The following is a 12,503-nucleotide window of genomic DNA, read 5'->3' as shown; positions in this document are numbered from 1 at the left end:
ATTAATCCTCCTGGTTGTCGGTGTAGTCGAAAGCCTCCGGCGGCGGGCAGGAGCAGACGAGGTTGCGGTCACCATAGGCCTCGTCGATGCGGCGTACCGGTGGGAAGTATTTGCCGCGGCGCAGGGAGGCCACCGGGTAGGCGGCCTGCTGACGGGTGAAGGTGAAGTCCCATTCATCGTCCGCAACGGCCTCGGCCGTGAACGGGGCGTGGTGGATGACGGAATCCTCGTAAGTTACTTGGCCGTCGATGATCTCCTGGATTTCAGCGCGGATGGAGCGCATGGCCTCGATGAAGCGGTCCAGCTCACCCAGGTCCTCGGACTCGGTCGGCTCCACCATGAGGGTGCCAGCCACTGGGAAGGACAAGGTCGGCGCGTGGAAGCCGTAGTCCACGAGGCGCTTGGCCACGTCGGCGGCGGTGACACCGGAGGCGTCGGTAAGCTCGCGCAGGTCAAAGATGCATTCGTGTGCCACCAGACCGGCATTGCCCGTGTAGAGCACCGGGAAGGAATCCTTGAGGCTCTGTGCCAGGTAGTTCGCGCCGAGGATGGCGTGGCTCGTGGCTTCCTGCAGCCCTTGGGCACCAATCATGGCCAGGTAGGACCAAGAAATGGGCAGCACGCCGGCGGAGCCGTAGCGCGTAGCCGTGGACGGCACGCCGGTGCCATCTTGCGCGGGCTGGGACGGGTCGAGCTGCGGGTCGTTGGCGTCGGTAGGCAGGAAGGGTACCAAGTGCTTGGCGACGCCCACCGGGCCCACACCCGGGCCACCTCCGCCATGCGGGATGGTGAAGGTTTTGTGCAGGTTGAGGTGGGAGACATCGCCACCGAAAGCACCCGGACGGGCCCAACCGGCCAGCGCGTTCATGTTCGCGCCATCGATATAAACCTGGCCGCCGGCCGCGTGAACCTTATCGCAGACCTCGCGTACCTCCGGGTCGAAGACACCGTGAGTGGAGGGGTAAGTAATCATGATGCCGGCGATGTGCTCGCCGTGCTGCTTAATCTTGGCGTCAAGGTCGGCGACGTCAATGGAGCCGTCGTCAGCGGTCTTGACCACGACGACGCGCAGGTTAGCCAAGGTGGCCGATGCCGCGTTGGTGCCGTGCGCAGAAGCCGGGATGAGGATGACATCGCGGCCGTGATCGCCGTTGGCCACGTGGTAGCGGCGGATGGCCAGCAGGCCTGCCAACTCACCCTGGGAGCCAGCGTTGGGCTGGATAGACACCTGGGCATAGCCGGTGATTTCAGACAGCCACGCCTCCAGCTCCTCAATGAGCGCGCGCCAACCCGCAGTAGTCTCCTCCGGGGCAAAGGGGTGGATGCCGGCGAATTCCGGCCAAGAGATGGGCTCCATGGCGGAGGTGGGGTTGAGCTTCATCGTGCACGAGCCCAGCGGGATCATCGTGCGGTCGAGTGCGAGGTCCTTGTCTGCCAAGGTGCGCAGGTAACGCAGCATCTGGGTCTCGGAGTGGATGGAGTTGAAGATCTCGTGCTGCAGCGGGGCCTCGGCACGCTGGACGGAGGCCGGAATCTCGAAGGAGGCGGCGGAGCCAGACGAGGCTGGCTCGGACGCAGCGGAGCCGAAGGCAGCGGCAAGGGCAGTCACGTCCTCGCAGGTAGCGGACTCGCCGAAGGAGACCGCGACCTTATCCGAACCAATTGCGCGAACCAGGTAGCCCTGCTCCTGCAGCTGGGACTTGATGGCGGCGGCATCGACGCCGGTGACGGTGACGGTATCGAAGAAGTCGCGCGAGACAATCTCCTTACCGGCGCTGCTTACTGCAGCGGCGAAAGCAGAAGCGTGGTCGTGGACGCGCTGCGCGATGTCCTTGAGGCCCTCCGGCCCGTGGTACACCGCGTACATGGAGGCCACGTTGGCCAAAAGGGCTTGTGCAGTACAGATGTTGGAGGTCGCGCGCTCGCGACGAATGTGCTGCTCACGGGTCTGGAGAGCGAGGCGGTAAGCAGGGCGACCGGCAGCGTCTTTAGACACACCCACAATACGGCCCGGCATCTGGCGCTTGAGCTTCTCCGTGACGGCCATGAAGGCTGCGTGCGGGCCGCCAAAGAAGAGGGGCACACCGAAGCGCTGGGAGGAGCCGAGGACAACGTCCGCGCCCATCTCGCCCGGGGCTTCGAGCAGAAGCAGGGAGAGCGGGTCCGCTACAACGGCCGCCAGGCCGCCGCGGGTGTGCAGCTCTTCAATGGCCGCGCGTGGATCCACGATGTCACCTTCGGTGCCCGTATAGGCCAGGATGGCGCCGACAAGATCCTCGCCCACGATGCCGTCGCGAACATCGGCGATTTCGACCTCGAGCTCGATGGCGCGGGCGCGCTCAGCAGCCACGGCAAGGACCTGTGGGTGCAGGCGGGAATCCAACAGAACGCGGCGGCCCTTCTTCACCGCACGCGCCATGAGGCCGACGGCTTCGGCGGTGGCAGAGGCTTCGTCGAGAAGCGAGGCGTTTGCGATGGGCAGGCCGGTGAGGGACTCAATCATCGTCTGGAAATTGAGCAAAGCCTCCAGACGTCCCTGGGAAATCTCCGGCTGGTAGGGCGTGTACGCGGTGTACCAGCCAGCGTCTTCCAACAGACCGCGGCGGATGACCGCCGGGGTCAGAGTATCGGAATATCCCTGGCCGTAGAAAGACTTCAGCACGACATTCTGAGAAGCGTACTCGCGCAGCTTGGCCTGGGCATCGTCCTCACTCAACGCATCCGGGAGGTGGAGAGCCTCAGCGGCGCGGATGGTGGTGGGGAGGGCGGCATCGACAAGCGCCTCAACGCTGTCGTAGCCCACGGCCTTGAGCATCGTCGCGCGCTCGGCCTCATCAGGTCCGAGGTGGCGAGAGATGAAATCCATGTGTTTGAACTCCTTCGTGGCGTTAGTCAGTGTGGCCTAAACCGTCCTCAAGTATAAAGCGTGGCCTATGGCATTAATTCTGACTACCCCTGGCTGAGAGATGAAGCCACGCGGCGGTGAGAATGGCGACGCTCAGACCAATCACAAATGCGGTGGCATTGCCCACGGCAGGGCCCAAAAGGGAGAGGATGAAGGGCGCAAAGAACCCAAGGTAGGTCAGAGAATAGAACACCCCCGTTGCCGCGCCAAGCTCATCAGGGTCAGCGATTGCTTGGGTCTCGGCAAGGCCACTGAGCATTCCAATGCCGTAGGAACAGCCCATCGCGATGCCGGTCACGGGCAGCAGATAAACGGCCCAACGCTGGTGTGCGGATGCCACGATGATAAGGCACAAGGCCATTCCCAAGGCGGCCAGGAGCATTCCGTGCACAGGAGTAAGAGTCACTCGTCCGGCGAATTGCTGGATAATGACTCCGCTTCCCATCGTCAGCATGGCAAGCAGGCCGGCAACCAGAATCGGCCGGTGCAGATGCTCGCTTAACTGCGCTGGTAGAAACACAAAAGCGGTGGTGGGCGTTCCGAAGACCCAGGGAGCGTAAGTGGCTACGCGAAGATAGCGCGACGTGAGCACACTGCGCGGAAACAAGGCGCGGCGGGTGGAAGGAGCATTCTTGTGCTCCGGCACAGTCCACACAAGAGGAACAACTACGAGCGCTAAGCCAATGTGAAAGAGGTAGGGCACGACTGTGGGCCACGGCAGAAACTGTGCGCATATGCCGCCAACACCCGGGGCAAGAGCGAAGCCGGCAGACAAGGCGATGGAGGAGCGCTTGGCACCGACAGTAAGGCGAGTGCTGAGCTCTTTGATCCAGGCAGCACCAGAGGACATGGCGAGGCCAACAGCGGTTCCAGCGCACAGGCGGCCAATCAGCAGGGGAAGGAAAGCGCCTTGAAAACCCAGCAGAAAAATAAGTGAGCCCGCCGTAGTGCTGAGGACGGCTGGGCGCATGATGGCGCGCCTGCCCAGCGAATCAGACAGGGGGCCGCCGAGAAAAAGCGCCACCATGATGCCGAGGGCATAGACGCCGAAGAGGAAGGTTGTGTGCAGAACCCCTAAGTCGGTGGTGACTTGGTAAACCACCACCATGGGGGCGAAGAGGTTGGCGCCGCAGGCAACAAGGAACATGCCGAGGGCTACTCGGAACCACTTCTGAGAGATCATGCGGACCAGTCTAGTGCGCTGAATCACAGTGCAGTGGCTTAATGACGGAGTCAGGTGCGTGCGGTAGGCGCAAAACTGACAAAGATTCCTCATCCGCTTGCAGGATCGGTGCCGACTTTTGGCAGATCGGCGGGGTGCTAGCGCTCGTGTCTATCGGCGAGGGTGGGAACAGCACTGCTGTGCGGTACTGCAGGAAGCCTGCCCAGTGCCGCGGGGAGAAAAGTAGACAAAACGACGAAGCTCCCCCGTCGCAATGGCGGGGGAGCTGCCTTTAGGGTTTGCCCAAGGGCTTAGAGGTTGAGGTCTGCGTCAAAGTCTGCAGTCTCAAGACGGTCCTTGATGGTCGTAATGAAGCGACCAGCGTCGGCACCGTCAACCACCTGGTGGTCGTAGGTGAACGGCAGGTAGCACATCTGGCGGATAGCGATGGCGTCCTGGCCGTCTTCGGTCACCACAACTGCACGCTTGGTGATAGCTGCGGTGCCCAGGATGCCGGCCTGCGGCGGAACCAGAATCGGGGTATCCAGCAGGGCGCCCTCGGAACCGATGTTGGTCACCGTGAAGGTGGCACCGGTCAGATCGTTCGGCTTGAGCTTGTTGTTGCGGGCCTTGTCAGCTAGCTCTGCAATCTGCTGCGCAATCTCCGGGAGAGTCAGCTCCTGAGCCTTGTGGATGACCGGGGTCAGAAGGCCCTTCGGGGTGTCCACGGCGATGGCCACGTTCACGTCAGCGTGGTAGGTCATCTCCTTGGTCTCCGGGTTGTAGGAGGCGTTGACGTTCGGGTGGGACACCAGTGCCTCAACGGTAGCCTTCACGATGAACGGCAGGAAGGAGAGGTTGGCCTCGTACTTGTCGATGAACGCCTGCTTGGACTGCTTGCGCAGGTCCCAGATGGCGGTCATATCGACTTCCTGGACGTGGGTCAGCTGAGCGGAGATCTGGAGAGCCTCAACCATCTTGGAAGCGGTGATCTCACGGATACGGTTGACCTTCTGGGTAGTACCGATGAGCTCCTGCTTCTCCGGATCCACGGACTTGGTGGACCAGCGAGCACGCGGGTTGGAGGAGCCGGTGCCAGCGGAGGATGCCGGAGCCTCGCCCTCACCAGCGGCAGCCAGAACATCCTGCTTACGGATGCGGCCACCAACACCGGTGCCGGACACGGTGGACAGGTCCACGCCGTGCTTCTCAGCCAGCTTGCGTACCAGCGGGGTGACGTACGGGACGTTGTCACCGTTGTTGACCTTGGTGGAGGTCTCGGATGCCTTCGGCTCGGAGGACTGGGAGGAAGCGGCGGGCTTCTTCTCCTCTGCCTTCTCGTCAGCCTTGGGCTCTTCCTTCTTCTCTTCGGCCTTGGGCTCTTCCTTCTTTTCTTCGGCCTTGGGCTCTTCCTTCTTTTCTTCCTTGGCAGCAGGCTTCTCGGATGCTGCTGCGGAGCCGTCGCCGACGCGGGCGATGACGGCGCCGACGTCGACGGTGTCGTCTTCATCGGCGAGGATCTCAAGGAGGGTGCCGGCGACTGGGGATGGGATTTCGGTGTCGACCTTGTCGGTGGAGACCTCGAGCAGCGGCTCGTCGACCTCGACGGTGTCGCCTACGGACTTCAGCCACTGGGTAATGGTGCCCTCGGTGACGGACTCGCCGAGCTCCGGCATCTCCACGTCGGTAGCATCGCCAGAAGCAGCTGGCTTGTCCTCGGACGTCTCTTCCTTGGCTTCTGCCTTCGGCTCTTCCTTCTTCTCTTCAGTCTTGTCTTCCTTGGCAGCAGGCTTCTCGGAGGCTGCTGCGGAGCCGTCGCCGACGCGGGCGATGACGGCGCCGACGTCGACGGTGTCGTCTTCATCGGCGAGGATCTCAAGGAGGGTGCCGGCGACTGGGGATGGGATTTCGGTGTCGACCTTGTCGGTGGAGACCTCGAGCAGCGGCTCGTCGACCTCGACGGTGTCGCCTACGGACTTCAGCCACTGGGTAATGGTGCCCTCGGTAACGGACTCGCCGAGCTCCGGCATCTCCACGTCGGTGGCATCGCCCGACTGAGCCGCCTCAGACTCTGCGTCCTCAGCAGGCTTATCCGGGGTCTCCTCAGCCTTCTCGGAAGAATCCGCGGAGTCAGACTCGTCAGCGGCCGGAGCGGACTCGCCTTCGTCACCAATGATGGCGATGACCTCGCCGACATCGATGGTGTCATCCTCATCAGCCTTGATTTCGAGGATGGTGCCGGAGACCGGGGAGGGGACTTCGGTATCGACCTTGTCGGTGGAAACCTCGAGCAAAGGCTCGTCAGCCTCAACGGTGTCACCAACGGACTTAAGCCACTGGGTAATCGTGCCTTCGGTTACGGATTCGCCCAGTTCGGGCATCACAACGGAGTGTGCCATAAGTTATAAGACTCCTCGAAAGTTGGAAGTAGTGAAACGCTAGTGCTCGATTCTACAGCGTGCCCGCAGACAGTGCGCATGGGTGGGGTGAATTGGGGCACCCTCGTCACGGGGTAGGCTGGGGAGTCATGTTCAACCCCTTCCGACGCAACAGTTCCCGATCGCAATTGCGCCCGCCCCGCGCACCGGGGGAGACCATTCGCGCGGAGGATGCTCAGGAGCTGCAGCGCTGGGCAAAGGGCCGTGCCTATATCGAGGCCTTTGTGGAGCCCGAGACCGTGGTCAATGAGATGTCTGTGGTGGTCGTCGATGAGAACGGCGCCTTCATCCGGCGCCGCATTGGCGGCCCGAAGGGGATAGACGCAGTAGCGAAGCTATTGCGCTGCGATATCTATGACGTGGAGGAAACCGGTTATCCACAGCGAATGCGGGAGCGCATCGAACGCGAGCGCATCTTGCGCAAGAGGGAAGAGCAGCGCGAACGCCGCGAGCGTTTCGAGCAGCGCCGCCAGCAGAACGAGGGTTAACGGGGCCCTAACCTCTCACGCTCAATCTCTCACGATGGTGGCACCTGCCTGGGCAAGTTCCTCAAGTGCGGCCTCGCCCCGGGCCACATCAACTGGTGAGCAGTAGTCCGCCAGCACACGCACAGTGAAGCCTTCCTTCACGGCGTCGGCAGCTGTGGCGCGCACGCAGTGGTCCGTGGCGATCCCGACGATGTCTACGTCGGTGATGTCGTGCTCGCGCAGCCAATCCGCCAATGAAACACCATTTGCCGCGCCTTCGAAACCGGAGTAGGCCGCGGTGTATTCACCCTTGCGAAAGTAGGCCTGTACAGCGCCGATGGATTCATGCATTGAAGCGCCGAAGGAATCAGCCACGCAGTGCACAGGCCAGGAATCGACAAAGTCCGGGTTCTCCGAAAAGTGTGAACCTGGGTCAATGTGCCAATCCTGGGTAGCTACCACGGTGTCGTAACTGGGCTGGAGAGCGCCGATACGATCGGCCACCTCGTTGCCCTTCTCGGTGGCGAGAGCACCGCCCGGGCAGAAGTCATGTTGGACGTCAACGATGATGAGTGCAGGCTTCATGCATCACAATTCTATACGCTGGGTCTGGATGAAAACTCCGATTCCTTTTTATTTAGAGAAGATCCTGAACTCCGTACGCGATGAAGACAGCGGTGAGGTAGCGGACTACATTCCGCAGCTTGCCGACGCCAACCCGGACCAACTCGGCGTCGCCCTGTGCTCCGTCACCGGCCACCTGTACAGCGCCGGTGATGCCGAGAACCGCTTTACGATCCAGTCGATTTCCAAGCCCTTCATTTATGCGCTTGCCCTGCAAGAGCTAGGCCTGAGTGAGGTGCGTGAAGTGGTGGGACTAGAACCTTCGGGCCAAGCCTTTAACGAGCTCTCCCTGGCCAAGGACCACCGCCCCGTCAACCCGATGATTAATGCCGGCGCTATCGTGGTCAACCAGCTGATCAACGGCGTGGACTCCTCCGTAGAAGACCGCGTGGAGCGCATCCGCAGCTATGTCTCGAAGCTGGCGGGGCGCGAGGTGAACGTCGATAAGCGCCTGTGTGATTCCGAACTCGAACATGCCGAGCGCAACCTCTCGATTGCCCATATGCTGCGCTCCTACGGGATTATTCAGGATGACGCGCACGACGCTGTGCTGTCCTATACCTCGCAGTGCGCGCTGTCTGTCGACGTCCGCGACTTGGCCGTCATGTCCGCCACGCTAGCCAATGGCGGGCGCCAGCCGGTGACGGGGGAGAAGATTCTTGATGCCGACGTTTGCCGCCTCACGCTGGCAGTGATGAGCTCGTGCGGCATGTATGACGGTGCTGGTCGCTGGATGGCGGAGGTTGGTATCCCTGCCAAGTCTGGTGTGGCAGGTGGGCTTATCGGTACCCTGCCTGGTCAGCTCGGCGTGGCCACGCTGTCCCCACGTTTGGACGAGCAGGGCAATAGTGTGCGGGGCACCGCTATTTTCCAAAAGCTGTCCTCGGACATGGGCTTGCACCTCATGTCTACTGATAACCGTTTTGGCGTGCACCCAGTGCGCAGCGTGGACGAGGACGACGAGACCGCGATTATCCGCCTCCAGGGTCACATCAATTTCACCGCCACCGAAGCTATTCTTTACGAACTGGAGGAGCGTCAGTTCTCCGGCAAGCGCCTCGCGCTTGATTTCTCGCAGGTCTCCGGCCTCCACACGGTGGGTCGTCGCATGCTCAAGGAGGGCCTGCGCCGCTTGCGGGAGGGCGGCAACGAGGTGGCGCTGGTCGATGACAACGGGCTCGTCACCGACCGCGCCATGTCCGACGGTACGGTCCTTCCGCTGGCGGATAAGGAGGACTACGTCATCGCCGGCGAATCACTCTAGGCTTCTGCAATCTCGCGGAGCGCGGTCACCGCGGTTCGCACCGGAACACCGGTGGCGCGCTTCGGGGTGTAGCCGCGGGGAGCAGAACCGTTCCAGGAGGGGCCGGCGATATCGATGTGTGCCCACTCGATGCCCTCGCCCACGAACTGCTTGAGGTACGTACCGGCGAACTCCATGCCACCCTCGCGCTTGGCGTTGATGTTGCGGATATCGGCTGCCTGGGACTTGATCTCCTCGTCGTGCTCCTCCAGCAGCGGCATGGCCCAGGCGTTCTCGCCCACCTCGCGGCCGATTTCGGCGAGGCGATCGCGGAAGACCTCGGAGCCCATGATGCCGGAGGTGCGTGAACCTAGCGCAACGATCTGTGCGCCGGTAAGCGTAGCGGTCTCGATGAGGTAATCCGGCTTGTCCTCGCTGGCGCGGGCAATCGCATCCGAAAGCACGAGGCGGCCTTCGGCATCGGTATTGAGGACCTCGGAGGTCAGGCCGCCGTAGTGTGTAATCACGTCGCCTGGGCGAGTAGCGTTCGCGCTCGGCATGTTCTCCGCCAGCGGCAGGGTAGCGGTGATCTGAACCGGCAGCTTCAGCTTGGCCGCGGCAATGATGGTGGCTGCCATTGCTGCAGAGCCACCCATGTCAGAGATCATGTCCCACATGCCATTACCCGGCTTCAGGGAAATACCGCCGGTGTCGAAGGTAATGCCCTTACCCACGAGAGCCACGTGCTTCTTGGCCTTCTTGGGCTTCCAGCTCAAGCGCACCAGGCGCGGCGGCCGGGCCGAGCCCTTACCCACGGCGAGGATGCCGCCGAAGCCCTGCTTCTCCAGCTGCTTCTCATCGAGCACCTCGACATCGAGGCCGGCGTCCTTGGCCTGGGCAGACAGGAAGGCGGCGTAGGACTCCGGGTAAAGCTCGTTGGCTGGGGTATTGACCAGGTCGCGGGCCAACAGGACGGACTCGGCCACGGTGCGGGCAGCCTCGAACTCTTCGGTGGCGGACTTATCGGCCACCACGACGAAGGTGGCCGGTTGCTCCTCGTCCTTGAGCTCGGTGGAGCGGATGCCGCGGTAGGAGTAACCACCGAGGATGAGGCCCTCAACCGCAGCGGACACGCCGAAGTCCGCCAAGGTCGTCACAATCGTGCCTACGCCTGTGGTGGCGCGGGCAGCGCTGCCGGCGGCGCGGCGCAGAGCTTCATCGTCAAGCGCTTCAACATCACCCATACCCAGCGCGATGACCTGTGCAGCACCTGCTTTCTGTGGGGCGGGAACCTTCACGATCTCCCCAGCCTTGCCGGTCGCGCCCACAGCCGCGAGAGCCTCATACGTCGAGCGCAGTGCGGATGAACCGAGCAGGGACGTGCCCGGAACCTCGAGGCCGTCTTCGCCAAAAAAAGTAGCGATCAGCAGGGCGTCCGCCTGCTTGGGTGCCTTCTTGGCCAGCTCTACGGTGGGGAAAGAGCCGCGTGCGGGCAGTTCGAACGTGGAAGAAGCCACGATGTCCTCCTTGAGAAAGTGACAATGGGATACTCCTCACACCCTACCCGTGGTAGTAGCTGGTGCCGCTCAGGGGCGAACTCTTGTATTTCTGCACCTCAATAGGCAAGTAGGGAGTACGCTGTGTGGCATGTTGAATTACACCGTGACGCGAACTGAAAACCCCACCTCTCCGGAGCGCCTGCAGGAGATTCTGGCGAACCCGGGCTTTGGCAAGTACTTCACCGACCACATGGTGACCATTGATTGGACCGAGGAGAAGGGCTGGCACGATGCACAGGTGCGCCCCTACGAACCGTTCAGCATGGAACCGGCGTCCACCGTATTCCACTATGGCCAGGCCATCTTCGAGGGCATCAAGGCCTACCGCCAGCCGGATGGCAGCATCGCCACCTTCCGCCCAGAGCAGAATGCGCAGCGTCTGCAGGCTTCCGCTGAGCGCATGGCCATGCCGCAGCTCCCGGAGGAGGAGTTTGTAGAGTCTCTGCGCCAGCTTGTCGACGTCGACCAGGCCTGGGTCCCCGAAGCCGGCGGCGAGGCAGCCCTGTACTTCCGCCCCTTCATGATCGCTACTGATGTATCCCTGGGCGTGCATCCGGCGAACTCCTACCGCTACGTCGTGATCGCTTCGCCTGCAGGTGCGTACTTTTCCGGCGGCATCAAGCCGGTATCCGTCTGGCTATCCACCGACTACGTTCGCGCCGCTCCTGGTGGCACCGGTGCTGCAAAATTCGCCGGCAACTACGCGGCTTCTCTGCTCGCGCAGGCACAGGCAGCAGAAAAGGGCTGTGACCAGGTGGTCTGGCTGGATGCTATTGACCGCACCTACATCGAGGAAATGGGCGGCATGAACCTAGCCTTCATCTATGGCGAAGAGGGCAACCAAACACTGGTCACTCCGGCCCTGTCGGGCTCTCTCTTGCCCGGTATTACTCGCAAGTCCCTGTTACAGGTGGCTGAAGATATGGGGCTCAAGGTCGAAGAGCGCCGCATTACCTACAAGGAATGGGCCGACGATGTTGCCTCCGGCGCGATGAAGGAAACCTTCGCTTGCGGTACTGCCGCCGTCATCACCCCGGTAGGCCATGTCATGGGCAATGATGTGGACTTCCACGTCAACAATGATGAGGCAGGTGCGACCACCATGGCCTTGCGTGAGCGTCTCACCGGCATTCAGCGCGGTGCCGTGGAAGATACCCACGGCTGGCTGCACACGCTCGTGGAAGCGAAATAATTTCGCTGTCTAGCTAAGCTCTGCGGCCAGCTGCACGAGTGGTAAGGCCGCGAGCGCGCCCAGGGGGTAGCAGGCGCTCAGGTTGAGGTCGAGGAGCGGGCTAAGCCCTAGCTCCTTGAACGCGAGGGCCTGCGCTGGTTCGGGGGACGTACTTCCCGCACGCAGCCAACCCTTGACGCCGGGGGCGCTGCGCTCCGCGAGGACGGCTGCGGTGGCGGCCAGGGGGCCGGCGATAAGCACCGGCGTTCGCCGCAGCGCTGCCTGCGCGATGAAACCCACCAGTGCTGCGAGGCTTGGGGAGCCAATGGTCTGCACGACCTCCCAGCCTTCCAGATTGCGGGCGCGGAACATGGCATCGCGCACAATCGTGACGCGGGTCTTCCACATCTGATCAGTTACGCCACCACTGGTACGTGTGCCCAGAATGGCTACCGGCTCTGTGCGGGTAATGCGGCCCATAACCGCGGCGGCGACGGTCTCTCCGCCAATACCGAAATCCGAGGTAAGGAGATAATCCGCACCGGAATCAACTTCACGATCTGCTGCCTTGTGGCCGAGCTCAACGTGGCGCTCGAGCTCTTCAGCAGACATAGCAGGCGCGACGTCAATAGACGCTGCGTCCGCGCACTCAATGAACTCCACACCGGCTTCCGCGCGGTGAGCTGCGGTGCTGATATCGTCGCGCCAGCGTTCCTCGTCTTCACTGCTCAACGGTCCGATTCCGACGCCGTCAACGGTGCGTTCCGCAATGCCATGTGCGCCGGAAAAGATGATCGCACGAGCGCGGGTAAGAGGCTGGGCCTTTTCAGAATCCTGCGCGGCAGCCAGCCATGCGGCGATCTCCGCAAGACGCCCTGCTGGATGGTGGGTCGTGCTGCGCAGCTGCGGAACGGCGGTGAATTCAGGCATGAGT

At 62.4% G+C, this 12,503-nt stretch carries 9 protein-coding genes; 3 read left to right on the top strand and 6 right to left on the bottom strand.

Features of this window, described 5'->3' with window-relative positions:
• Position 1: 1 nt before the first annotated feature.
• The 3 genes from gcvP to sucB form a co-directional block, all read right to left on the bottom strand.
• Positions 2–2,866, bottom strand: coding sequence for an aminomethyl-transferring glycine dehydrogenase (gene gcvP / locus NX84_RS09515; RefSeq protein ID WP_039676156.1), 2,865 nt, complete (start codon positions 2,864–2,866; stop codon positions 2–4).
• Positions 2,867–2,939: 73 nt separating this feature from the next.
• Positions 2,940–4,088, bottom strand: coding sequence for an MFS transporter (locus tag NX84_RS09510; protein ID WP_039676154.1), 1,149 nt, complete (start codon positions 4,086–4,088; stop codon positions 2,940–2,942).
• 290 nt (positions 4,089–4,378) lie between these two features.
• Positions 4,379–6,466, bottom strand: coding sequence for a 2-oxoglutarate dehydrogenase, E2 component, dihydrolipoamide succinyltransferase (gene sucB, locus NX84_RS09505; protein WP_039676153.1), 2,088 nt, complete (start codon positions 6,464–6,466; stop codon positions 4,379–4,381).
• Between the two features lie 128 nt (positions 6,467–6,594).
• On the opposite strand from sucB, the gene NX84_RS09500 reads away from it, so the two are divergent.
• A complete protein-coding gene (locus NX84_RS09500) occupies positions 6,595–6,993 on the top strand; it encodes a hypothetical protein (protein WP_039676152.1) in 399 nt (132 codons plus the stop codon).
• Positions 6,994–7,014: 21 nt separating this feature from the next.
• Here NX84_RS09500 and NX84_RS09495 read toward each other — a convergent pair whose 3' ends face one another.
• Positions 7,015–7,557: an isochorismatase family protein gene (locus NX84_RS09495; protein WP_039676150.1), complete on the bottom strand. Its 543-nt coding sequence runs from the start codon at positions 7,555–7,557 to the stop codon at positions 7,015–7,017.
• A gap of 28 nt (positions 7,558–7,585) precedes the next feature.
• Between NX84_RS09495 and NX84_RS09490 the strand changes: the two genes are divergently transcribed.
• Positions 7,586–8,860 carry a glutaminase gene (locus NX84_RS09490; RefSeq protein WP_039676148.1) on the top strand — a complete coding sequence of 425 codons (1,275 nt, stop codon included), beginning with the start codon at positions 7,586–7,588 and terminating at the stop codon, positions 8,858–8,860.
• Here the strand turns inward: NX84_RS09490 and NX84_RS09485 are convergent.
• Positions 8,857–10,356: a leucyl aminopeptidase gene (locus NX84_RS09485; RefSeq protein ID WP_039676147.1), complete on the bottom strand. Its 1,500-nt coding sequence runs from the start codon at positions 10,354–10,356 to the stop codon at positions 8,857–8,859. The genes NX84_RS09490 and NX84_RS09485 overlap by 4 nt on opposite strands.
• Before the next feature lie 130 nt (positions 10,357–10,486).
• Here NX84_RS09485 and NX84_RS09480 point away from each other — a divergent pair, with 130 nt between their 5' ends.
• The gene (locus tag NX84_RS09480) at positions 10,487–11,590 is read left to right on the top strand and encodes a branched-chain amino acid aminotransferase (protein WP_039676145.1); all 1,104 of its coding nucleotides are present in this window, start codon (positions 10,487–10,489) and stop codon (positions 11,588–11,590) included.
• A gap of 9 nt (positions 11,591–11,599) precedes the next feature.
• Here the strand turns inward: NX84_RS09480 and NX84_RS09475 are convergent, their stop codons facing one another.
• Positions 11,600–12,499 (bottom strand): nicotinate-nucleotide--dimethylbenzimidazole phosphoribosyltransferase, encoded by a 900-nt coding sequence (locus NX84_RS09475; protein WP_039676143.1) that lies wholly within the window; start codon positions 12,497–12,499, stop codon positions 11,600–11,602.
• Positions 12,500–12,503: the final 4 nt, after the last annotated feature.

The organism is Corynebacterium minutissimum (assembly GCF_000805675.1).
GTDB lineage: Bacteria > Actinomycetota > Actinomycetes > Mycobacteriales > Mycobacteriaceae > Corynebacterium > Corynebacterium minutissimum.
Note: the sequence above shows the minus strand (reverse complement) of the source record. Positions and strands in the feature narration are given on the sequence as shown.